Source organism: Pedobacter sp. 22226 (genome assembly GCF_052045455.1).
GTDB classification, from domain to species: Bacteria; Bacteroidota; Bacteroidia; order Sphingobacteriales; family Sphingobacteriaceae; genus Pedobacter; species Pedobacter jeongneungensis.
The window spans coordinates 142571-166010 of sequence record NZ_JBQEPB010000002.1 but is presented as its reverse complement, the minus strand read 5'-3'; the positions used below and the strand labels follow the sequence as shown (position 1 = coordinate 166010).

Sequence of the window (23440 nt, the reverse complement as noted above, 5' to 3'; positions counted from 1 at the left end):
GAGCTCAAAACCACTATATCAATCAAAAGCCTGTATATCAAACCCTTTAAATCTATCGTATTGGAAGATTTACTGGTGCTTGATTTACAAAAAGACACTTTATTGAGCACGCCTCAATTTATGGTCGATATCAATCAATTATCCATTGATAAAAAGATTATCGATATCAATACCGTCCAGATCAATAACGGGCATTTTTTCCTAAAGGATTTCAAAGATAAGTCTTCTAACCTCGATTTCATCATCAACTACTTCGATTCTGGTAAACCTACGGTAAAGAAAAAAAAGAGTAAGCCTTTTGATGTAAAACTCGGCCGCCTGATTTTAAACAAATTTGCTTTCAGGTATAAAAATTTCGTCGCTAAAGATACCACACAGGGCAGCAGTGTAAATTTTGATAATGTAGATGTAAAACAACTGAGCGGGATTTTTGAAGGCCTTGATATGAAAAACCACCTGGTTAAAACCAATATCAAAAACCTAACTTTCAGGGAGCGTAGCGGATTTTATTTAAAAAACCTGACCGCGCAAACCACCATCGACAGCAATGCCATTGAGTTGAAAAACCTCTTGCTGGAAACTAACCAGAGCCGTTTAACCGATTATTACCAGATGAAGTTTAAAAGCTACAGGGATTTTAATCATTATGTGGACAATGTGCGGATGAAAGCCAACTTTAAAGACAGCCACATTACTTCGCGTGATGTTGCCTTCTTTGCACCTGAGCTGAATACCATGAAACTCGATCTGGATGTAGACGGACAGATTACCGGATTGGTGAATAACCTTAAGGCTAAAAAACTCTCGTTAAGAACAGGAAAAGCCACACACATTAAAGGCGATTTTATTTTAAAGGGGCTGCCGAAATGGAGGGAAACTTTTATGGACCTGAACATCGAGATGGCCGGCACCAACAAAACCGATCTTGATGAGGTGCTAATGGGCATTACCAACAGCAAAAAGAGAATGATCCCGGTAATTGTGAACAAGTTTGGCAACATTAACTTTAACGGCAGTTTTACTGGTTTCCAGAACGATTTTATCGCTTATGGCGAATTTAAAACAAAACTTGGCCGCATTGTTTCGGATGTAAACATGAAGCTCGATAAAAACGATGTACCTTCTTATACAGGAAATGTAAAAACCTACGATTTCAACATCGGCAACCTTATTGACGAAAAAAGCCTCGGCCGCATCAGTTCTTCATTATATGTAAAAGGCCGCGGAACGGAGTTAAAAGACCTGACCGAGAAAATTAACGGCGATGTAGATTATATCGACTTTAACAACTACCGCTACCACAATGTGAAAATTGATGGTACTTTTGATAAAAAATATTTCGACGGCAAGCTGAGCATTAACGACCGTAATGTTAAGCTGGTATTTGATGGTGGGGTAAACCTGAACCCTAAATTGCCGGTATTTAATTTTAATGCAACCATTTCTAAAGCGAAGCTGAAAGCTTTAAAACTGTTAAAAGATTCGCTGATGGTTGATGCGAAATTTACCACCAACTTTTCGGGCACTAACCTCAATAACATATCGGGTAAATTACTGATCCAGGAGGTAAGGCTCCAGAATCCTAAAGGCATTTACAGTGTAGATTCGGTACAGTTAACTGCCAACGGTACGGGCGCAACCCGCGTACTTGATATCCGGTCGGACATTTTAGACGCTAATATTAAAGGAGAATACGATTTAAATTCAATTGTATCTTATTACAAAGCCATTGCCAAAACCTATATTCCTTCATTAAAGGCCGATATCATTAAATATAAAAACCAGATTTTCGAGTTTAACCTGATGGTTAAAAAATTCGAACCGCTGGCGCAGCTCTTTGCCCCGGGTTTAGAACTGGAAGAAGGCGCAACCTTAACGGGCGATTTCGATTCGAGGAACAATAAAGCTACGTTAAACGGTTTTGTGAAGAAACTGAAATATAATGGCATTGTGGTGAACAACATCATCCTCGATGAAAATACCACCACGCAACAGCTGCAGCTGATTGTAACATCAGACCGTGTGCAGATTAACGACAGTTTGTTTATCAAAGATGTAAACATTTCGAACATCCTGCGGAACGATAGTCTGGCCTTCAACGTAAAAATGTCGAATTCTGACGAAGCGAATCAGCTCGATTTGAACGGACTGGTAGAGTTTACCAAAAACCAGGATACCACGGCCAGGCTGAGTGTGTTGCCTTCTATCTTAAAAATAAACAGCGAAGAATGGCGCATCCAGGAAAAGGTGCGTATTGTGCTGAACAATGGCAAAACAGAAATTACCAATTTCGACCTCACCAATGGAAAACAGCAGTTAACCATTGATGGTTTGATTTCTAATGACCCGAAAGACCTGATTACGCTGGGGCTTAAAGATTTTAACCTCAAAACCCTTAACCCTTTTACCAAAGGATTTGGCGTTAAACTAGGCGGAAATGCCAATGGGAAAACGAATCTCTATGGCATATTGAAAGCACCAAGGGTTACCGACGATTTGAAGGTGGATTCGCTAAACTTTAACGACATCTACATTGGCACATTAACCGATACCTCATCATACAACAACGAAAGCAAAAAAATAAATGTATTTACCCGCGTGGTGGCAGACGATTCGGAGACTTTTAAACTGACGGGAAACCTCGATCTGCAGGAGAAAGAAATAGACCTTGCAGTGAAAATGAACGAAAGTAAGTTAACTATATTAGAACCGTTTGTTAAAGAGCTGGTATCCAATTTAAAAGGCAATATCTCTGCAGATCTAACCGTAAAAGGAAAATTTGACAAACCGGAGATTAACGGAAGTTTATCCCTTGATAAAGGGCAGCTGATGGTAAATTACCTGAAAGCCACTTATGTAATTACCGATAAGGTAGAGGTGAACAATAGCATTATTAAGCTTGATAATTTTACCCTGAACGATCTGGAAGGGCATGAGGGTATTGTAAAAGAAGGTACTGTCGATTTAAACAACATCAATTACCCTACCTTAAATGTGAAGCTAGAAGCCAATAATTTAATGGCCCTGAATACTACGGCTAAAGACAATTCGGTTTATTATGGCCGGGCTTATGGTACCGGGGTATTTAGCTTTACCGGACCAACAAATAAGATGAAAATCGATATTAAAGCCAAAACTGAAAAAGGGACGATTTTTAATCTGCCTTTAAACAGTTCTGAAACGATATCGGATAAAGACTTCATCAATTTTGTAAGCCGCGACTCTTCTGTTGTGGTGAAGAAAAAAACAAACTTCGATGGGATAACACTTAGCTTTAAACTAACCATCGATCCAAATACCACAGCTAATATTTATACCACACTGGGTAACCTGAGTGGAAAAGGTAATGCAGAATTAAACCTGAATATTAATAGTTTTGGCGATTTCGAGATGTCGGGTGATTACATTATTGAAACCGGAAGTTTTGATTTTACGGCGCAGGAAGTCATCAACAAGAAATTCGACATCAGGCAGGGCGGAACGATCCGCTGGACGGGTAATCCAACGGCTGCGCAGATTAACTTAAAGGCGGTATATGCTTTAAGGGCAAGCTTAAACGACTTGTATAAAGCGGCCAACCGCGATGCGAGCAGTAATGCCAACCAGAGGGTAAATACCGAGGTAGAAATGGGATTAACAGGTTTACTGCTAAAACCGGATATTAAACTGGATATTAATTTCCCTTCACAGCCTTCTATCAAGGAAGAATTGCAGACTTATTTCAGCGATCAGAACAACCTGAATTTACAGGCTTTCAGTTTAATTATCAGAAGGAGTTTTGCGCCCGGAAATGGTGGAGAATCTATCGGAAACCAGTTGAGCTCTACAGCAACCAGTACAGCAACGGAACTGGTGTTTAACCAGTTTAACAACGTACTCTCTTCGTTAAACTTAAATTTTGTGGATTTAAACGTGCGCTCGTTAAGTGAGGCCAATGCATCGTTCAAGTTCTTTAACGACCGTTTAATTATTAATGCCGGTATTGTAGACCGGAACAGTGTGAACGATTTTACTTTAATCAATTTTGCCGACAACAATGTGGGCAGAGAGGTTGAGGCTTTATTTTTATTAAGGAAAGATGGTAGCTTAACCATTAAAGCAGCCAACAAACCACCAACACAACAGAGTATTTTCTTAAACAGCGGGATCAGTCCGACGGCGAATGTAACCTCGTTTGGCTTATTATACACCCAGCAGTTTGATACGTTTAAGGAGTTTATCCAGAAAATTTCTGGTGCCTACCGCCGTAATTTAAAACGGAAACAAAGTGAAGCGCCGGTTAAAACGAATAAATCGCTTAGTAAAGATGCGATTATTAATCAGAGCAAAGGGAAAGAGAGAAGGTAGGCGGTTAGTTTATTGGTTCATTAGTTTATTGGTCATTAGTCATCAGTTTACTGGTTCATTAGTTCATAGTAGATTGTTCAATGCCGGGTTGATTGGCAGATTTCTATTGATAAGTCGTCATCTCCGAAGCAACGCGGAGTGAAGAGATCTTTGAAGCCAAACTATACTGCGGTACTTTAAAAGATTTCTTCCCGAATCTTCGGGAGTGAAGGATCTTCAACAAAAGAACTACCGCCTTTACTAATACACAAGCTCATTAAAATGATCATAACAGAGAGGAAGTGATTATTGCTGCAGATCCCTCACTCCGTTCAGGATGACAAACCCACTGAGGATTGTGCGTATTATAAAAAATCTGTCATTCTGAACGCAGTGAAGAATCTCCAACAAAAGAACTACTGCCTTTGTTAATACACAAGCTCATTAAAATGATCACAGCGGAGGGGAAGTGATTATTGCTGCAGATCCTTCACTCCGTTCAGGTTGAAAAACTCCATTACAGGATTAATCGATAGTAGCTAACGAAACAGATTTCTCCACTACGTTGCACTCCGGTCGAAATGACGGAACTTTGGGATGACCCCCTCAAATAATCGGCTTCGGACTAATCCATATAGATTTCTTCCCGAATCTTCGGGATCGAAATGACGTAACTGTAGGGATGACCCGCTCAATTAATCGACTTCGGACTCATGACTCATGACTAAGGACTAAAGACTATTGACTAAAAAAGCCGGTAACCGAACATACATTCAATTACCGGCTTTTTTATATTAACCTTTGTAGACTGGGCTCAATGCCTGGAAACTCCAAACGCCCAACTCCAAACTCAAACCTATCCTTTCATAATCGAGTGGCCCATTTTATCTCTTTTAGTGGTCAGGTAACGTTCGTTGTGTTTGTTACTGGCAATCTCGATCGGAATATTTTCAACTACTTCCAGGCCATAGCCAATTAAGCCTGCCCTTTTGGTTGGGTTGTTACTCATCAGGCGCATTTTAGTTACACCTTCCGATCTCAGGATCTGTGCACCTACGCCGTAATCGCGTTCATCACCTTTAAAACCTAACTTAATATTGGCTTCTACCGTATCGAAACCGGCATCCTGTAAGTTGTATGAACGTAATTTATTAATCAGTCCGATACCCCTGCCCTCCTGGTTCATATAAACTACAATCCCTTTACCTTCTTTTTCGATCATTTCAAGTGCTCTATGCAATTGAGGTCCGCAATCGCAGCGGCACGAACCGAAAATATCGCCAGTTACGCATGAGCTGTGTACGCGGGCCAGAATTGGCTCGTCTGCATTCCAGGTTCCTTTCGAGATGGCCAGGTGTGTTGCATTGTTATCCAGCTGGGTATAGGCCGTCATTTTAAAATCGCCCCAGGCCGTTGGCAAATCGATGCTAACTTCCTGTTTAATCAGGCTGTCAATCCTTAAACGATAAGCAATCAGGTCTTCAATTGATATAATTTTTAACTGGTGCTGTTCCGCAATTTTAAACAAGTCAGGAAGTCTGGCCATTTCGCCATCCTCTTTTAAAATCTCTACCAATAAACCTGCTGGTTTCATACCGGCCAAACGTGCTAAATCTACAGCGGCTTCGGTATGACCTGCACGGCGGATTACACCACCATCTTTGGCAATTAAAGGAAAAATATGTCCGGGTCTGCCCAGCTCTTCAGGATCCGTTTTAGGATCAACCAAAGCCAGCATCGTTTTAGAACGGTCGCTTGCCGAGATACCGGTGGTACAGCCATGGCCTACAAGATCTACCGAAACGGTGAAATTGGTTTCGTAAGCGGCGGTGTTTTTGCCCACCATCAGGTTCAGGTTTAATTCCTTACAACGCTCTTCTGTTAAGGGCGCACAGATTAAACCACGACCATAAGTGGCCATAAAGTTGATGATCTCGGGGGTTGCATTTTCGGCAGCCGTTAAGAAATCACCTTCGTTCTCTCTATTCTCATCATCTACAACAATAATAACTTTACCAGCTTTTATATCTGCGATGGCTTCTTCTATTGTGTTTAATTTCGTTTGCATTTTATATAGCATTATGGGGCAAAGCTTGCGTAAGGCCTGTTAAAACCACTTTTACACCAGGGCAATAACCCGTACAAATGTACAACCTTATGGCGCATTATTTGGATTAAAATATCATTTGTAAGTAAAGGAAAAGGCCTTTATTTTCCCTTCTTTTTAAACACTTTAACGATAAGCTGTTTGTAGTAATTTACATCAAAAAGTGCCGAATCTACGGTGGCTTTATACGTTAAAAATGCGGCCAGTGGCGAGAGTACAATTACTGCGATCCACATTCCGAATATCGGGTTCAGGTTTCCTTCGCGTGCTGATTTTTCGGCCACGGTGGTAATGATGTGGTACACGAGGAAGAAACAGATGGCCACCACCACGGGTAAACCCATCCCCCCTTTTCTGATAATTGCCCCTAATGGTGCGCCGATAAAAAAAAGCAGGATACAGGAAGCGGCCAGTGTAAACTTGCGCTGGTACTCTACAGTAGCAAAGATAATTTCGCCCTTTAAATCGGTTTGACGCGGGCCCCAGTTGGGTACATGCTGCATAATGTTGGCCACTACGTTGGTGGCATTATCGAGCGCCAGCTTACGCGATCCGTTCGGGATGCTCTTCAATATCACATCATTAATTTCGCGGGGTGCCGCTTTTACTTTGGTATAACCTTTAGTGGTATTAAACTGCTTAAAGTTACTGGTAAGGTTGGCAATGGTTTTAATCTGTAAAGTATCGAGCTGTTTGGTAAGCGAATCGCGCTTTTTTACAATGCCTTTCAAATTGAGCATCGGGGTACTGTTACCAAATGCATTAGGGTCGGTTGTATTCGGATCGAAAGACGACATATCGAAACGCGGCCAGGTTTCTTTAAAACGGTTCCGTGTAAAAACCTGCCTCGGGTTGTACATACCATTTTTAGAAGATTGCTCTTCGTACTGGATGCCGTTTTTGAGGTTGAGCTGCAGGAATTTCCCATCAGAGGTTTTGCTCATTTTACCTTCTTTGGCCAGGATAATTTTTGGAATACCATTATTCTCCCGGTGATCGTAAATCATGATATTATGCAGGGTCCCATCTTCTTCCTTAGAATCGACACGGATGGCATAACCCGGAATGGCATTATTGAAAACCCCTGGTTTAATCAGGAAGGAAAGTTTTTTATTCCGGATATCGTACAGCAGCGAGCCAAATTTTAAATTGGCCTTGGGCAGCATATAATTAGAGAAAAAGAAGGAAGCTACGGTAAGCATCAGGATCACCACAAATAAGGGGCGCATGGCTTTTTGCAACGAAATACCAGCCGATTTAATGGCAACCAGCTCGTAATTTTCGCCCAGGGTACCAAAGGTCATGATAGAAGAAAGCAGTACCGAAAGGGGCAGCGCCATCGAAACATTGGCGGCCGAAGCATAGTACATCAGCTCTAAAATGGTGTACCATTCGAAGCCCTTTCCTATTAAATCATCAATCCATTTAAACAGAAAAAACATCAACAGGATAAACATCATAACAAAAAAAGTTGCTATGAAGGGTTTCACGAATGCTTTTATTAATAGAAGATGTATTTTTTTCACCCTACAAAGGTAAACAATACGGCGATAATATTATGCACCCAAAACGCTAATCAGATAATCGATCTGGTTGTCCCAGATTAATTTTTTCTCTGCAAGGAGCTCATCAGTAGTAAAATCAGTGATCGAGAGGGCTACATCATTGGTTAATTCGTCCTGTACAATTTCCATCTCAAAATAACATTGAGGTTCATCATCCAGCCATTTAAACTTAACCAGTTTATTTTCTTTTACCGAAACCAGTTTTGCCTTTAACTGCTCATCATCCCAGGTAAAGGTATATACCTGATCGCGGAAATTTACATCATCTGCAAACCACTGCGATAAGCCATTAGGTTCGCTGATAAAACTATACAATATTCTTGGCGACGATCTAACTTCGTACTCGAGTGTAAATTTTTTCTTTTCTGCCATGTTAGTACACTACCAGGATAATTCCGGAATTTTTTAATATTATTTTTCTAAAGAAAGGTAATTTATTCTACATCTGCAACAGTTAGTTAATTTGGTGGATAGTTAGGTAGTTAGTTCATTGGTCATTAGGTTATTGGTCATTGGTTCATTAGTCATTCGTCAGTGGTTAATCGGTTAACTGGTTAATTGTTTAAACTGGTTAACTGACGCTAAACTCCAAACTAAATAAGACTAGGGGCAAACAATTGTTCTTTTTTAAAAAAAATGTTATCTTCAAATAAGTTTTAACGGGAATCACCGTAAAACCATCATCCCTGTTTTTTTCATCCCACAATTAAATTCAAAACCTGCAGGAACAACCATGTAACTGCTTATCCTGGTTTTGACGATTTTGTTAGCGTTTATGTTGGAGACCTGCCTGCATACACGTTGTTGATGCTGTTTACTTTAACAATTTTATAACCATTTAAAAAACAGGATTATGAGTCCAAAAAACAGAATTTCAGCGGTGATTACACCAGAACAGATGAAAGCAAGTGCAGATGCAATAGTTGCATTTAAAGCCAATCTAGGTAATGCCTTAACCGTTAGTTTAGAAGCGGAAGAACGTAGGAGAATGTTAAAAATGGGTAACAAAACCCTCAGCTTTGTAGAAAAAACGCTTGAATATGCCCGGCATAACCCCAGTTTGGTACCCATTTATATGGATCTGGAGGAAGCCACAAAAGATTATGAACTGGCTGCCGCCCTGTATGACATTTATCAGCAGTTAAATGTTCTCATTACAGCGGTAGAAGATGCCGGAATGGTAGCAGGGAGCGAAGCTTACGAAGCTGCCCTTATTTTTTATCACACGGTAAAAGGTGCCAGTCGATCCAGTGTATTGGGCTCGCAGGCCATTTACGACGACCTTAGTCAACGTTTCCCGGGACAGCGAAAAGCGAAAACCGTTACGCCACCACAACCTTAATAAAATGCATCCCCGGTAGGCCTGTATGGTTTGCCGGGGAATGATTTTATTAAACAGCAGCTAAACCGCCCTGAATAACGCTAAATGATGCAATGCTAATCAATAACACCGTTTATTGAACAGACATTACTATATACCCTAATTGGAACTTATTTCACCCTCGCTGATACTTATTTCACCTTCGTTGGAACTAAATAAGTCCGGTTTCGAACTTATTTAACCCTCATTGATACTTATTTCACCCTCGTTGGAACTAAATAAGCCCGGTTTCGAACTTATTTAACCCTCGTTGACACTTATTTCACCCTCATTGGAACTAAATAAGTCCGGTTTCGAACTTATTTAACCCTCGTTGATACTTATTTCACCCTCGCTGGAACTAAATAAGCCCGGTTTCGAACTTATTTAACCCTCGTTGATACTTAATATGTCCGGTGCCGACCTTATTTTGCATCAAACAGACGTTCCAAAGCCTGAAACAGAGCCTTTTTACCAGAAACCATGCTTACACCAGCAGAAAACCTGATTACTGAAACATTAAACAACCCCGGTTACCAATATCCTGGCCTGATCTGCATCAAAAACCATATGGTGATCAACCGGTTAATTATTTGAATATTTTTCGCTTTGTTTAATTTAACCAACTGCAGAAAAGCGACGCTTTATCTTTATGTGAGAACAAAACCTGTCATTATTTTAAGCGCGTATTTCAATTTTAAGCACATCAAATTCATTTAAATTTACTGAGCATTAAGGCCTTAAAGTATTTTTCACATTTCTTTTTATTAAAATGTATATTTATTCTATATTTGCAGCTCTTAAAAATAACCACATCGGTATTTACGTTATAAGTAAATATTTACCCGGCGGGGTAGCTCAGATGGTTAGAGCGCAGGATTCATAACCCTGAGGTCGGCAGTTCGATCCTGCTCCCCGCTACCGAAGCGGCAAAAGAGGCATAATTCAGATCCAATTCTGGTATGCCTCTTTGCTTTTTAAGGACAACCTGCTGAAAATAAGCTATATACAAAAACACAAAATTGATTTCCTTGGTTCGAACTTTATCATTTTTCTTATCATAACTTATACCCTTAGGGAATAGTAATGATTGCAATTGTTGCTTAGTATGATAATCACCAGAAACCCACTTAGAAGGCAGTTGAGTGGCATATTCGATCGCTAATTCGACACATTTTACTAGGTTCGAACTTTTATTTGATAGCGTCATTAAATTACGCTCAATTTCATATTTTTCTTGAGAATATTTTTCATGATACTTAGTATAAAGTTCATTACTAACCTCCTCCTCAATATACCTTTCTTCAAGACGATCTACTTTACTTTTAATTTCTCTATAGCTATTCTCCAACTGTATAAGGTCTGTCTCCTTATGTTTAGTTAATTGGTTAAAGGTTGCCACCACTTGATTTTTTATTAATTCTAAATAGTCTTTTGCCGTTTCTATTTTAAAAAATTCCAAAACCCTTTCGAACCTTCTGTTTAAATCATTAGCATTTTTATTATTACAACATGCTTTGGTTTTACACTTATAATAATGAATATTTTTTTTACGTGCTAAATACCCACTTAAAGGCCTACCACATTCAGCACAGACCATAAACCGTTTAAGTGGTATATCTACATTTTCCTCATTGATTGAGAATCCATGTGACAATGTATCTAACAAACCATTAACTTTTAAGAATAATTCTCTAGGAACGAGTTTTTCATGATTTCCCTCAACTACTTTACCTTCCAGCATATTATGAACCATTAAACCACAGTAAAATGGATTCCTAAAAATTTCAGATATCCGCTGATGGATCAATTTTAATCCCCTCAGCGCCAAACGGTCACGAATAACTTCGTTGGAGACATTTTCATAGGCCTTCCACTCAAATGCCTGACGTAATAACCTACCTTTTGCATTGACCACTATCTTTCTTCGATTTCCTGATTTATCAATATCAAAACCAAGAGGGGGACTGGTTGGCCAATCGCCACGTAGCAGCATTTCCCTTATACCTGCTGTACACTTTTGCTTGCGTAACTGGTTGTCAAATTCCCCAAAAAGAAAAAGTAATTTTTGTTGCATCTGACCAGATGCATTTGAAGTGTCAATTGGCTGCGTTACAGAAATAATTTCAATCCCTAACCTCCTGAGTTCACCACTTAACCAAATAGAATTGTCATTTCTAGAAAAACGTTCAAGACTATAAACTAATATGGCGGAAATTTTTCCTTTATATTTTTTAACAAAAGATAACATTGCTGTAAATTGTTTTCTTTCATCATTCTCCGCACTCTCATAGGTACCTCCGAATTGGGCCATGATATCGAAACCAAACTTTTCAGCGTACGACGTACAGGCTTTAAGCTGAGTACCTAGGCTGAGGTTATCAACCTGGTCTTTACCACTCACTCTGGTATAAATAACACATTCTTTACTCCGGGTTACTTGCTTATGTTGTTTTCCCTTGGCGAAAGAATCAAAAAATAAAACATCTGACATATAATAATTTTACCTTAATGTATATCACTTAATATAGTAATAATCAATCGCTTTTTCCATCATCACTCTCTAACTTTTGATGGGCATTAAATACAATAATCGAAAATTTTTTCACAGTTAATATTAGATCTTCTGCTTCATCAACAGTAAAATTTGCGAATAATGGTAGTGACAGAACTTCTTCAACCGTAAGATCGTGGTGTCTTAGAATCATTTCAACAGTTAATTGACTTTCCATACTGATTAAGTTATAGTAGCTAGCTACTTCATTAAAATATTTGTTTCAACAGATAGGATACCATGATATTAAAAAACATCATATACAACAAGACAGGGGACTAAAAGCCCCCTGCATTATTACAAACCTGAATTAGTGATTACCTACCCCGACCCTTTTTTTCTTCGACTTTTGGCTCTATTGCGCCTTCGAGAGCATATTCTTTTTCCTTTTCCTCTTTTAATACCGGTTCCTTGCGGTCTACAGCTTTACTGTAGATCTCCCCTAAATCACGATCATAGAAATCAAGTGTTTTAAACTTAGGATTAGCTGTAACAAAGCCAGTTACTTCCTTTCCATTTTTCATGAAGGATACCTCATGAAGATTACCCCGTTCAAGACTTTTGAGCAACTGATCTTTAAATCCTAGCTTTTCCATGTTAAGTATGTGAAAAGTTTCTACTGTTTCTTTAAGACTAAAGCCATAATTTTTACCATAAGGATCTATTGCGTAACCCTTCTCTGGAGTATGTTCGGTAAAATCTAACTTAAGCCAAAGGTTCGCTTTTTCGCCACTCTTTAAAACAACATCTTTATTTACAGCACGTCCCGACAGCAGGTTATAACTTTCTTTGGCTGTAACTCCTTTCCCTTTATTGATATAAAAGGTCTGCGAAATAAGATCCTTTGTGTCCGCTTTTTTCAGTGTTGCCTCATAGCTATTAAAAAAATACATGTCGGTTTCCTTACTTTTTGAAAAACTAAGTACGTATGTCATCTTATCACCAAACTCCGGCTCATATCTTTTAGCCGGATCTGGCATCTCCTTGGTGGGAGACTGGATTTTAAAGCCCACGGGGCCATGTGCAATTGACTCCTTTAGATCTGCATTAAGAGAATCTCCAAAGCCTAAGTACTTCAATGTATTCTGTAAGTACTCCAAATTATTCTCATTCATAATTGAAAAAATTAAGGTTAAAATTCATTTAATTATTTTGTTTGAACAGGATTATCTCGACACCCCTGATCTGCCGTATCCACGTGAATACTCGTTATTATTGGATATGGCTGAGGTTGTTTCTTCAGGGTTCTTAACCGTAGACTTCTGCGCGGCCGCTGCCTGAAGGGCCTTATGATAATTTTCATTCCGCTCATCTTTCTGCGGCAACAGTCCCCGATCGCCAACCATGGCTTTTAGACCTGTTAGCAGAAGGTAGGATATTCCACCGTCCATCAAAAGAGAGACGACAAGCGCCAACCTATTGGAACGGATTCCATCCGGAGTAGCGCTACTGGCCTGAAAGGTAGTCCCATCAGGCATTTCAATCTGGCGGCCATTGGCATAACGCTCTTTTTGATAAGGTGTTAGTGGTATACCATTCACCATTTCGGGAACGCGTAATCTTGAAGTATCAGTCACAATGAACTCCCTTGTGTCCCAGTCATATTCCACCATCAGTTTTTTATTCTGTCCATTTTCAACGGTTTCTTTGATAAGGTTTGCTTTAAGTCCGGTAATCAGATCATCTGCCTCCGTTGATGAAATAATTTTCGGCGCAATTGATTGTTTGTATACCGGGTGAACTAAAAGCTCCGCTTTTCCATCTGAATTTTTGGCAAGAGAAAGCTTTACGTTCATCTCCTGCACTTCGACACCACTGTGAATGACATTATTTAGCTTGATTAAGCTAGTCCTCATGCCAGAGAGCAATGCATCGATATCGTTCTTGGGAAGATTAATCTCCCCATCCTTAAATAGTCCGAGTTCGCGCAAATCCTCAACAGGAAGATCGCGCACATTCAAATTTGAATACTGCATATGGGTGTATTTAAAAGTTTGGGTTAAATTATGTGGGCAGCAACTGCTGCAATTTTTTGAACTACAGATTCAGATACTGCTCAAGCTCATTATCATTTCTAAAAAGTATATCTGCTAAGAAATAAAGTGGATTGATCGGCAGACCTTTATGCTGCACTGTTAAATGCAGGTGTTCGCCAGTTGTTCTTCCAGTCGATCCGCTTAAACCGATTGGAAATCCCGTATAAAGGTTTTGGTTTACCACACAATATAATTTTGAAAGGTGTGCATAGTAAACTGTATAGTTACCATATTTCACTGTTACGAAGTTTCCCATTATCGGGGTATATCCAACCTTAACAACCTGTCCATCTAGAACAGAACAGACAATTTCATTTTTTGCTGCGATGTCAATCCCTTTATGAAATGATTTTTTTTCGCCGGTAACGGGATGAAGCCTAAAGCCAAATCCAGAATTTAGCTTAAACACTTTAAGCGGAAGTGTCGCATAACAATTTTTAGAAGAAACAGTATCCTGAATGGCCCCGTATCCATTAGCACTGATAAACATAACACTACATAAAACCAGCGACCAATAATTCGATTTCTTTATTGATCCGCAAAAAATTCCGTGTGAGGATTTCTTCCTTCTTTCCTCCAAAATCGTAAAAATCCGGCAGTTCAACATATCCTTCTTCCTCCTTTTTAATTTCTTTGAGATCCAGGTTTATTTTGCAGTTTACAGCTGAGGTTTCATACTCACCCGTATATTTATCATCCGCATCCGTGGCAAGTAACCCCACAAGCTCTCCTGCGCCAAGGGTAGTGATTTTGCCAGCTGGGATTAAAACTTCCAGCTTTTCGCTGATTGATTTCGACACTTTGCTCCTATCGATAGAAATGCTTTCTCCGATCTGTTTCGATTTACCGAAAATTCTTTCCAGCCAGTCAAGCGTTTCTTTGTTCCTCGCCGAACCGGACAGCACATTGCCAACTACGGAAGTGATGGTTGTTGCGGTATCTTTTCCATACTGTTGTTTGAACTGGGGCAATTCCTGCATTCCTATTAATACGGCTACTTTATTGGATCTACCCGTTGCAATCAGGTTCTCGATCCGGTGAACAAAAAGCGTGGGACCTTCATCTAGTAAAATTGCAGAAGGAAGGTTGCCTTTCGAATTAATCAGCCGTGTAAGGCGGTTGATTACCACCGAATAACATGCAGAATTGATATTCTGTGTATTGGGATCGTTAGCCATTACTAAAATTCCCGGAGATTTCGGATTCGAAATTTTTAGATCAAAATCATTCCCGGAAAACACCCAAAATGTTTCCTTTGTAGCCATACGGCTCATAAATATTTTTAGCGTTCCGATCTGTCCCTCCAGCTGATCAAAGGCCTTCGCGGCGAATGCAGACTTAAAAGGTGATAGTAATGAGACCAATTCAGGATTGGTAAAAAGTACTGAAAAAATCTCTTGATAAGAACGGTTTAAAAAAGCCATCACATGTGGAAGACTGGAATATTTTCCGTTTTCATATCTGCTCATAAAATAAATGCATGATGCAAGAAAATTGATTGCTGATTGGGTAAAAAAAGCGTCACTCCCGCTGGCCTTATCGCCTTTTTTTAATGCTTCCACGGTTCCTTCTGCTGTCTCTGAAGCGTCCGCCAACATAGTAATATAATCGCACCGGAATGGATTTATCCTCCGGCTTTTTTCGACATCCGTCAGGTTGATGACATGAAAACTAAAATCCTTCAACAAGCCTTTTTTCTTTCCCTGCAAAAAGTGGTAATATGCGATCTTTGCTAGATCTGGAAACTTAAAATCGTATAAACAGACCGTAAACGACTTGGCAATCAGCTGCCTGATAAAAGGGTTTACAACCGAAAAGGATTTTCCTGACCCAGGTGTCCCGATCAAAATCGTTGCACGAAAAACGTTCACCAGATTTAGCCACCCCTTTCTTACTTTTCCTTTGTAATAGAAAAGCATCGGTATATTTACCGAGTAAGGATTCTCAATCTTTTTGGTCTGTTGCATGAAACTTTCAGCTTCAACATTCCATTTATCCTTACCAAGTCCCGATCTAATGATTTTTGAGATATTATCCATCGACACACTGATCATTACCGCCCCAATCAACGACAGAAACATATAGGTCAGGTTGGTTACCGTAGTATATGAAAATACTAAGCTGCTAGGTCTTCCATAAAAAAATATGCTGCCAAAATAAAAAAGGAGTCCCAAGGTTAAAGGATAAACAACTTTTGTTTTAGGATCAAAATCTAACTCTTTTTTGGATAGCGTACCAATACTGACCAGACAGATCAATGACAGTACAGAAAGTTTGCTGTAAATCAGTTCTTTGTATATAATGATTGATTTCACCTTCTCTAAACCCATATTGAATATCCCCCAAAATGGGGCGCCCAGATATACGAAAACGCTTATCTCTAACGCAATTGCAAAATAGATCAGACACTGCAGGAAACCATGTAGTTTCTGAATTTCCTTCGACTCTTCCATACTCCGTTTTTTACCTGCTGATCTTCTTTGCCTTTAGAATGTCGGAATAGCGGATATTAAAGGCAATAGATCGACCCGAGATCTGTTTTTCTGATAATTCAATATTAAGTATTTTATGATCCGGGAAGGTCAATTTGCGCAAGACAAATATATTCCGGTAGCTTTTTTCAAAGATTGGAATATCTCTAAAGCTGGATATCGGAACAACATCCAATGACTGAACAGTTGTTGCCTTGTGCTGTTTTCGGTCTTCAATGTGCATCCTTAACACATCAATCTCGTATGGAATTTTCGTCGCATTATCAAAGCTAATATCCAAAAGCAGGTACTGTCCAACAGTGGTGATGCCATTCAGTATTGCCCTGATTCCATTTTTCTTTTCTCTTACTTCCGCATCGAATGGCTTGTGCTCGAACATTTTTTTGGAAATACTGTCAAGTTCGGCACTAGAGATTATTGAACTTTTCGCTTCAACTGCCCTCATCTCGCCAAAGGAGATATCAATCAAAGAACTGAAAGCCGTTTCCGGCCGATCATCAAAGATGATTGCATACTGTTTGATCCTTTTTTCTCCCATGATAGTTAGGACACCCATATAACCATCTTTAAACTTGGTTGAATCTAGCATCTTAATTCTTAGCAGGTTCTTATCAGGAAGATCACCAACGAGCCCCTTTGGAATATCCACATATGTTATTTTTTCCGGAGCAAGAAAATGTAGCGTTAATGTTCGTTTGATATAAATTTTTGGGACCTCAATGGATGCTCCAATTGTATTGCCCATAGATTGGGCAGAAAGCGTCCCTGCCATCAAGAATAACAGGACAATAGTTAGAATATTGTTTTTCATGTCTTTTTAATTTTTTTCTTGCAGATCATGTGGATCGACAAGGAATACCTGATTATTGAATTTTAATTTGGCTCTGTTTTTTCTAACCAGATTGGCAATAGCCGATGAAGTAGACTGGAACAGTTTATCCACTGTACTCATTACGAATTCATTTTGATTCTGGGAACTGCCCATGGTGTTAAATCCCTGAACAGGGCTTGAGCCCAGGCCTTTGGAAAACTCCCTGAAAGCTGATGCAGGAACATATAGACCAGGTAAACCATCCGTATCATAAACCAATAGTTTTATCGGCAAGATCTTTCCCGAGCAGATCACAGAACTGATCTCTAACTGCACACGTTGTTCAGAGAAACCGCTGATCCTGGCATATAGATCAGTACCTTTTGGTAAAAGTGATTTTCCTGCATAAACCTGGTCAAGTAACCTGAGCCTTATCCGTGAACCGGAATAACCAGTTATATCCTCATCGATGATCGCAGTGATCATTGGCCGGTTTTCGAAAGCTGTTAACGTGTTGAATTCGGTTGTAGGTGCAGAAATCTTCGAAACCTGAAGAGTTCTTTCTTCTTTAGCCGATCCGGCCACTGCTATCATTTTCTCTTTTTGCCGGGCAATATGGTCAGGATCATTCACTTTCTGAAGGCTGTCCACATAAGCCATCTGTTTTTTGAAAAGATCCATAGGATCTGTTTCCTTTGATATATTATTCGGCGATGGTTTCTCCCTACTCCTGGCCTCCGCCAGACTTGCCAATGCCTGTGCTACTGCCCGATCCTCAGGCTTGCCACCAACACTATATTCTGACCTACCTGCAGAATAAACAGGATATGATTTATTTTCCAGTTGCCTGGGCATGTAAGCTTGTCTTTTGATCGATTCTTCGATTGAATCAAGTTTTTGCTTTTCCCGATCAGAATATGAACTGGCCAACGTTGCCTGTGGCAATTGCTCTTCACTAACTGTTTTAATCGCTGAATAACCATCTGCCTCTTTGTAACTGTTCTTATAAGCCTCTAATTTATCGGATAAGCCCCGTTCGCGGACCTGGTCTGATATTTCAGTGAGATTACCATTCATATCCTCCTTCAGGTTGCCCGACTGTTTTTTAGATGCACTCTGTTGGTATACATAAAAGAAAAGGCATAAGAAGGGGATGGAAATCAATGGGATTATATACCGTGGTTTTTTAAAATTTATTTTCATAACATTGTGATTAACGAAGCCTCTTTAGCTCCTCTAGTTTAGCTTCCAAAAAAAGCGTATCCATATTGTTCAGCTCAGCCCTCTCCAATACTGAATCGACCTGTTTTTTGATCTCTACCGTTTTTCTCAGTTTTGCACCCGTACTACTGATCTTTGACAATCCGTCGTCAATAGACTGCGGATTTTTTCCACTCCCATGCTGGCTGTGGAGATTATTAGCTTTTGCATCCAACTTATTGTCAGAACTGAAAAGGCCAAAGGAAAACAGCAATGAAAAGATAATCAGGGCAACCATCAGAGTAAATACCAGCCTGGGGTGTGCCCGTAAAAAACGCACCGTTTTTCTGCGGATTAGTGTCAGGTATGGCCTGAATTCTTGATAGAGTTCGGCAGAAACCGTTATGCCGGGGTCTCTGTTAGATCGGATTTTTCTGAACATTTTCTACATCTTTATTTTCAAGCGTTTTCCAGGAAAGGATAAGCACTCCATATAGATTATTGTCGCTTTTCGGAATGTCCCGTAGATACCCTTCGGTAATTAGCGATCTGGTAACAATTGAGCTTCTGCGCTCAATACGCTGCTTCCCATAGTAGCGGAAAAATTTCTTTTTGACATCTATAAAAATAGAATCAGTCTGTAAAGTGAGTACTGAACTACTGGAAAGTATAGAGCTGAAATAACCTTTTTCCTTGAGGTTTAGGTACTGTTGCATTCCCGATTCATCAATTAGATACATGGCCTTTTTCATCTGGTAATCGATATAACGATCATCTGGTGTTAGAGAAAAGAACAGTGAATGAAAAAGCTCTACATGTCCCCTATAGATTGCCGGCCTGATCAGTTGTTCATCAGTCTGCCTGGCCAATACTGGTACATTATTTTCAAAGATGTAAATACTCTTTCTTGCGACTTCAATCTGTTTATAAGCGAAAAAAGCAATGGAAATACAGATCAGAAAAGCACAGGCCAGACTTCCTATAGATACAAATGTTGCCAGCCGGATCTTAGATTCGATATTTTTAATGATCATAGTTGGTGGATTTAGATTTAAAAGAATTTGCCAGTGGCTTTTTTAGCAATACCGACAACGGTCTGTGAACCACGGCCAAAATTTGATGCGGCTGAACTGATACCAGATGTCGAGATAATCCAGGTGGAGATACTAGGGACAGTAAACATACAGATGGCACCGATCAGAAAACTTAAGATCACGGTACCAAAGGATAGAATCCCATTCCCTGCAAACCAGGCCATTTTTTCTAAATTGGCGGCATCTCCGTTTTCTCCGATCAGCTCCTTATACCTGCTGATCTCAGAGGTCATAGCGTATTTTTGCAGCAACGCTACCAGATACATAATCAGATATGCAATTCCCAAATAAAGGTTAACAGACACGAAACGAGCGATCCAGGTACTCAAAGAATCCCGAAAAGCGGGAAGTATGCTTACTGCAACTGCAAATGGTCCAAGAATAATAAGAATGGTGGAATAAATAATCTGGATCATAAAGATCACATAGGTTGCCAGCCGTAGTATCCATATCCCTAACAGTTCAAGCAATTGGGTAAGCAGCAACTGCATACCAATTTTTAAGCGGTTTTTCAGTTCTATTACCGGACTGACCACTGTCGACATCCCTTCCTTGACCGTACTGGTCACGGAATCCCAAGCCCTCCCCATCCAAGTATCGGATTCTTTTTCTGCCATTTCTGTCTCAGCCTGAAAACTATAGAGGGAATTGGCAACCTTCTGCATATAATCGGCCCGAATGAGTCTAAGCGTGTTTACCTCTGCCTGCTCACTGTTGAACATAGTTTCGGTTCTCGCAGCTACCAGATCAGTTGGGAAAGCGACCATTTTGACAAACGCCCCCCACCAGAGTATGATCATCACCAGTCCGAAGGGCCGCAATAAGGGCATAATCTCCAGTTTTTTATCTCCAGCGATCATCTCATAAGATTTGATTGCAAAAAAAATGATCATGAATATCGCCGCTAGTGCTTTTGCATCGGCAATGAACATATCGAAATGTGTCCATATAGATTCCTTAAGCCCTCTGAGTATAACCATCACTCCTTCTTCATACACTCCGTTACCCTGCAGAAACTCAAAGGATCTGCGGTAGTCGGTAGTTTGTCCCATTGCAAAACCAGTGGCCAACATCATGACCACTCCAAACAATAAAATCTTTTTCATTTTCCTTTGATTTAGTACTTTCTTTTCTGAAGGATCTCCCGCGCAATCCTGATATCGGATTCCGGTGTCCAGTTTTCTATCTTTACATCTTGCCCGATAAGATCCTGTCTTACTTTAACTTTTGCAGGTTCCCGGGCAGTGGCAATTACTTTATCGGTCCAGAGCGCCGATAGTTTGCGGAATTCACTGAGCAATCGGTGATAAGATAAGATCCTAGCGCCCCTTTCGAGCGTTGTCGATCGTGCCGCTTCCAGTCTTTCAGCAAGGATACCGATCTCCCTGCTATACCAGTTGAGGCTTCCGCTGGCAATGATCTTTTCTCTGGCATTTGGAGGAACCCTACCTAAAAGTTCTTTTGGATCGAAGTCAGTTACCCCTTTCAGCTGCCTGGAATAATAGAGTATCCACAGAGGATCGGTTGTGGAAAGGATTCCCGACATCCCCGCAATCTGTAATAGGGCAGTTTGGGCAAGGGTATCAGAATGAAGCTCATATTTTTTATCGATCCCTTGCATACCGGTCACGGCTCCCAACCGCTGGGTCTGTGGCCCAAATGGGCCTAATGGCCTGAGATCCGTTTTGGGATAGTTGGGATGTAACCCCCAGGTTAGCCAGTAATAAGGATTTAGCCCTAAAAAACCAGATGTGGGTGTAAACTTTTTTCTATCCCACTGCTTAAAGACCATACGTTCCTGCTGGTTAACGATACTTTCATCCTTGATCTGTTTCTGTGAATATGCTATCATGTTTTCACACAACAGCAATGTTAAAACCAATAACTTCTTCATTATATCTAAGTGTTATTTTTTGAGATATTTGGTCTTTGAGATGATATCGGCTACAATCTGCCGGTCGCGGTTAATGTAACCTTGAAATGGATTGAGCATACTCATCACTCCCTTAACCTTTGCCCAGTACATTGCTTTCCATGCACCGTATGCCAAGCCGCGAATAATCTGTAGATCGCTTCGGATACCCGTAAGCAGATTATCCCTGCTATTGTAATCCATCAGAATATTTTGATCTTCCTTGAGCACAAAGTCTGAAACTTCTGTCATCATTTTGGCACTGCGTGTTCCTACATCTTTGATGATCTGCTCACTGAACAGTACAAGATAAGGTTCGTTTACGGCTAGCTTACTCATTTCCCTGCCATAGCCAATGATCTCCTCACACACTGAATACATATCCCTTAAGGCCAGTCCATTTTTCAATGCAGAATTTACGTTGGAAAGAGAAGAATAGATCATGCTCTGTGCAATTACAATGCTTGAACTATTGGTATTAATGTTGTCCAGGGATTTATTGATCTTGTTCAGCAGTTCATTATGGCTGACTTCAGCGGCATTTCTGGCCACAGCGTTTTCGCTTACTGTTGCAAGATGCCGTGTATCGATAACTATCCGCTGCGCTGAGAGCCTAAATGAACTCAGGCCAAAAAGCACTATATAAAATATTCGTTTCATTTTTTGAGGTATTTAGCGTTTTGGAGAATATCCTTAACAATTGCCCTATCCATTTCGACGTAACCAGAAAAGGGATTAGCTTTACGAATTGAAGCGAATATATTTCCATAATTAAAAGTTTGGACCAGTCCGACTGCCAGATTTCTTAAATTTGAGAGTTCCGAAATTATATGGTCAAAGAGGATTCTCCTGTCCGATGACTTCATTTGATTTACTGCACCAAGACTGGCCGTAAGCCCTGCTAAATAATAAAGCAGATTTCTCGATTTTTCGAGCAGATCAATTTCTGTCTGGAGCACGAATGGTAAAAGTTCAGGCGTTTTTCCAGCCAGTTCATATAAACTATACTGATCCTTTGCAATCTGACTGACCATGGGTGCCGCACGGGTTCCGATGTCAAGCAGATCAATGGCAGTACCGATGGAATTAAAATGTGATTGTAATTCCCGGTATCTATTTTTGAACCGCGCTAAAAGCGTTCTATTAGCTTCTTCGTTAATACTGTTTACCGCCTGCCTATCCCTTGCCGTTGACTGCCGCTCATGCTCATTTTTGGAATCAGAAACCAGCTGATGGATTGCGGGAATATTAAGTGCTTTTTGTTGAGCTTCGCTAATCTGTATACAGAAAAAAGAAGCTAATGATAGAATCAGCGCCCTCATCTTTTCAGGTATTTAGCAGTCGACAGAACACTATTGGCAATCCGGACATCCATATTGACCCAGTCAGACCACGGGTTTAGGGAAGCAAAAATCCCCCTCATCTTTGCCCAATACATTGCCCGGTGCATTCCATAAGAGGTGCCCCTAAGAATACGCATCTCTGATGCAATATGGTTTAGCAATTTGGAACGTTCACCAGCATCCATTAGGTTATCACGGCCACCTTTGAGCACAAATGCACCAACTTCCGAACTTAGCCTTACTGCCCTGGTTCTGAACTCGCGCGCATTTTGCTCGGCAAAGAGTAATAATATGGGATTGGACTTTCCAAGTTCCATGGCTTTCTCTACATCGGTAACGATATCGAGTCCAATATCTGTAATCTCCTTTACCGACATTAGGTTGTTAAGTATTGTAGATACCTCGGTCAATCCCCTGTAAATCCTGTCCTGCATATCATTGACTACAACCAATTGACCTGTTACCAACAGCTGTCCCCTGGAAATGAGGCTCAGATTATCATTTGTACGGTCGAGCTGCCTATTTATTACGCCTGAATGGCCTGCAATGGCCGCGGAAGTAACCGGATCAACATAAAGAGTCTGTGCATTTATGCTACCGCATAACAAAGCACAAAAAATAATTAGAAATACTTTCATGA

The 23440-nt window shown here is 40.2% G+C and carries 20 protein-coding genes and 1 tRNA gene; 3 read left to right on the top strand and 18 right to left on the bottom strand.

The annotated features are described in order from the left end of the window. The first annotated feature begins 60 nt into the window (after positions 1–60). Complete coding sequence (locus ACTJKC_RS04200; protein ID WP_440790420.1) at positions 61–4347, top strand: translocation/assembly module TamB domain-containing protein; 4287 nt, start codon at positions 61–63, stop codon at positions 4345–4347. Positions 4348–5182: 835 nt separating this feature from the next. On the opposite strand, the gene ACTJKC_RS04195 is transcribed toward ACTJKC_RS04200, so the two are convergent. From ACTJKC_RS04195 to ACTJKC_RS04185, 3 genes are all read right to left on the bottom strand, one after another. Continuing rightward, positions 5183–6394, bottom strand: a complete 1212-nt coding sequence (locus ACTJKC_RS04195; protein WP_440790419.1) for a bifunctional 3,4-dihydroxy-2-butanone-4-phosphate synthase/GTP cyclohydrolase II — start codon at positions 6392–6394, stop codon at positions 5183–5185. Positions 6395–6534: 140 nt separating this feature from the next. Next, positions 6535–7959, bottom strand: coding sequence for an LptF/LptG family permease (locus ACTJKC_RS04190; protein WP_344848521.1), 1425 nt, complete (start codon positions 7957–7959; stop codon positions 6535–6537). Positions 7960–7989: 30 nt separating this feature from the next. Further along, on the bottom strand, positions 7990–8370 hold the full coding sequence (locus ACTJKC_RS04185; protein WP_025146797.1) for an START-like domain-containing protein: 381 nt from the start codon (positions 8368–8370) through the stop codon (positions 7990–7992). Positions 8371–8851: 481 nt separating this feature from the next. Here ACTJKC_RS04185 and ACTJKC_RS04180 point away from each other — a divergent pair, with 481 nt between their 5' ends. Then, entirely contained in the window at positions 8852–9340 is a 489-nt protein-coding gene (locus tag ACTJKC_RS04180) for a hypothetical protein (protein WP_344848517.1), read from the top strand. An 865-nt stretch (positions 9341–10205) separates the two neighbouring features. Continuing rightward, positions 10206–10279 (top strand) — tRNA-Met (locus tag ACTJKC_RS04175). Here the strand turns inward: ACTJKC_RS04175 and ACTJKC_RS04170 are convergent. The 15 genes from ACTJKC_RS04170 to ACTJKC_RS04100 all read right to left on the bottom strand — a co-directional run bounded on the left by ACTJKC_RS04170 (position 10239) and on the right by ACTJKC_RS04100 (position 23438). Next, positions 10239–11852 carry a recombinase family protein gene (locus tag ACTJKC_RS04170; RefSeq protein WP_090985752.1) on the bottom strand — a complete coding sequence of 538 codons (1614 nt, stop codon included), beginning with the start codon at positions 11850–11852 and terminating at the stop codon, positions 10239–10241. The two genes, ACTJKC_RS04175 and ACTJKC_RS04170, sit on opposite strands and share 41 nt — an antisense overlap. 43 nt (positions 11853–11895) lie before the next feature. Then, entirely contained in the window at positions 11896–12090 is a 195-nt protein-coding gene (locus tag ACTJKC_RS04165) for a hypothetical protein (RefSeq protein WP_090985754.1), read from the bottom strand. A gap of 139 nt (positions 12091–12229) precedes the next feature. Further along, positions 12230–13027, bottom strand: a complete 798-nt coding sequence (locus tag ACTJKC_RS04160) for a hypothetical protein (protein ID WP_090985756.1) — start codon at positions 13025–13027, stop codon at positions 12230–12232. 51 nt (positions 13028–13078) lie between these two features. Beyond that, positions 13079–13888 carry a DUF4099 domain-containing protein gene (locus ACTJKC_RS04155; protein ID WP_090985758.1) on the bottom strand — a complete coding sequence of 270 codons (810 nt, stop codon included), beginning with the start codon at positions 13886–13888 and terminating at the stop codon, positions 13079–13081. 61 nt (positions 13889–13949) lie between these two features. Then, complete coding sequence (locus ACTJKC_RS04150) at positions 13950–14438, bottom strand: M23 family metallopeptidase (protein WP_159435272.1); 489 nt, start codon at positions 14436–14438, stop codon at positions 13950–13952. A 4-nt stretch (positions 14439–14442) separates the two neighbouring features. After that, positions 14443–16401, bottom strand: a complete 1959-nt coding sequence (locus ACTJKC_RS04145) for a type IV secretory system conjugative DNA transfer family protein (protein ID WP_090985760.1) — start codon at positions 16399–16401, stop codon at positions 14443–14445. 10 nt (positions 16402–16411) lie between these two features. Further along, complete coding sequence (gene traN, locus ACTJKC_RS04140; protein ID WP_090985762.1) at positions 16412–17251, bottom strand: conjugative transposon protein TraN; 840 nt, start codon at positions 17249–17251, stop codon at positions 16412–16414. Positions 17252–17257: 6 nt separating this feature from the next. Beyond that, a complete protein-coding gene (gene traM / locus ACTJKC_RS04135; protein WP_412467486.1) occupies positions 17258–18454 on the bottom strand; it encodes a conjugative transposon protein TraM in 1197 nt (398 codons plus the stop codon). Positions 18455–18464: 10 nt separating this feature from the next. Further along, a complete protein-coding gene (locus ACTJKC_RS04130) occupies positions 18465–18893 on the bottom strand; it encodes a hypothetical protein (protein ID WP_090985766.1) in 429 nt (142 codons plus the stop codon). Continuing rightward, positions 18871–19485, bottom strand: coding sequence for a conjugative transposon protein TraK (gene traK / locus ACTJKC_RS04125; protein ID WP_090985768.1), 615 nt, complete (start codon positions 19483–19485; stop codon positions 18871–18873). Before traK ends, ACTJKC_RS04130 begins: the two co-directional genes overlap by 23 nt. Positions 19486–19502: 17 nt before the next feature. After that, positions 19503–20651 carry a plasmid transfer protein gene (locus ACTJKC_RS04120; protein ID WP_090985769.1) on the bottom strand — a complete coding sequence of 383 codons (1149 nt, stop codon included), beginning with the start codon at positions 20649–20651 and terminating at the stop codon, positions 19503–19505. A gap of 11 nt (positions 20652–20662) precedes the next feature. Then, positions 20663–21397 (bottom strand): hypothetical protein, encoded by a 735-nt coding sequence (locus ACTJKC_RS04115; protein WP_090985771.1) that lies wholly within the window; start codon positions 21395–21397, stop codon positions 20663–20665. A 54-nt stretch (positions 21398–21451) separates the two neighbouring features. After that, the gene (locus ACTJKC_RS04110) at positions 21452–22117 is read right to left on the bottom strand and encodes a hypothetical protein (RefSeq protein WP_090985773.1); all 666 of its coding nucleotides are present in this window, start codon (positions 22115–22117) and stop codon (positions 21452–21454) included. Further along, positions 22114–22779, bottom strand: a complete 666-nt coding sequence (locus ACTJKC_RS04105) for a hypothetical protein (RefSeq protein ID WP_090985775.1) — start codon at positions 22777–22779, stop codon at positions 22114–22116. Before ACTJKC_RS04105 ends, ACTJKC_RS04110 begins: the two co-directional genes overlap by 4 nt. Further along, on the bottom strand, positions 22776–23438 hold the full coding sequence (locus ACTJKC_RS04100; RefSeq protein WP_090985777.1) for a hypothetical protein: 663 nt from the start codon (positions 23436–23438) through the stop codon (positions 22776–22778). Before ACTJKC_RS04100 ends, ACTJKC_RS04105 begins: the two co-directional genes overlap by 4 nt. Between the last annotated feature and the right edge of the window lie 2 nt (positions 23439–23440).

Coding starts and splice junctions, on each gene's coding strand:
- ACTJKC_RS04195 (WP_440790419.1), bottom strand. CDS start 6,394: ATGCAAACGAAATTAAACACAATAGAAGAAGCCATCGCAGATATAAAA.
- ACTJKC_RS04100 (WP_090985777.1), bottom strand. CDS start 23,438: ATGAAAGTATTTCTAATTATTTTTTGTGCTTTGTTATGCGGTAGCATA.
- ACTJKC_RS04110 (WP_090985773.1), bottom strand. CDS start 22,117: ATGAAACGAATATTTTATATAGTGCTTTTTGGCCTGAGTTCATTTAGG.
- ACTJKC_RS04120 (WP_090985769.1), bottom strand. CDS start 20,651: ATGAAAAAGATTTTATTGTTTGGAGTGGTCATGATGTTGGCCACTGGT.
- ACTJKC_RS04185 (WP_025146797.1), bottom strand. CDS start 8,370: ATGGCAGAAAAGAAAAAATTTACACTCGAGTACGAAGTTAGATCGTCG.
- ACTJKC_RS04150 (WP_159435272.1), bottom strand. CDS start 14,438: ATGTTTATCAGTGCTAATGGATACGGGGCCATTCAGGATACTGTTTCT.
- ACTJKC_RS04180 (WP_344848517.1), top strand. CDS start 8,852: ATGAGTCCAAAAAACAGAATTTCAGCGGTGATTACACCAGAACAGATG.
- ACTJKC_RS04145 (WP_090985760.1), bottom strand. CDS start 16,401: ATGGAAGAGTCGAAGGAAATTCAGAAACTACATGGTTTCCTGCAGTGT.
- traN (WP_090985762.1), bottom strand. CDS start 17,251: ATGAAAAACAATATTCTAACTATTGTCCTGTTATTCTTGATGGCAGGG.
- ACTJKC_RS04105 (WP_090985775.1), bottom strand. CDS start 22,779: ATGAGGGCGCTGATTCTATCATTAGCTTCTTTTTTCTGTATACAGATT.
- ACTJKC_RS04165 (WP_090985754.1), bottom strand. CDS start 12,090: ATGGAAAGTCAATTAACTGTTGAAATGATTCTAAGACACCACGATCTT.
- traM (WP_412467486.1), bottom strand. CDS start 18,454: ATGAAAATAAATTTTAAAAAACCACGGTATATAATCCCATTGATTTCC.
- ACTJKC_RS04155 (WP_090985758.1), bottom strand. CDS start 13,888: ATGCAGTATTCAAATTTGAATGTGCGCGATCTTCCTGTTGAGGATTTG.
- ACTJKC_RS04130 (WP_090985766.1), bottom strand. CDS start 18,893: ATGTTCAGAAAAATCCGATCTAACAGAGACCCCGGCATAACGGTTTCT.
- ACTJKC_RS04115 (WP_090985771.1), bottom strand. CDS start 21,397: ATGATAGCATATTCACAGAAACAGATCAAGGATGAAAGTATCGTTAAC.
- ACTJKC_RS04170 (WP_090985752.1), bottom strand. CDS start 11,852: ATGTCAGATGTTTTATTTTTTGATTCTTTCGCCAAGGGAAAACAACAT.
- traK (WP_090985768.1), bottom strand. CDS start 19,485: ATGATCATTAAAAATATCGAATCTAAGATCCGGCTGGCAACATTTGTA.
- ACTJKC_RS04160 (WP_090985756.1), bottom strand. CDS start 13,027: ATGAATGAGAATAATTTGGAGTACTTACAGAATACATTGAAGTACTTA.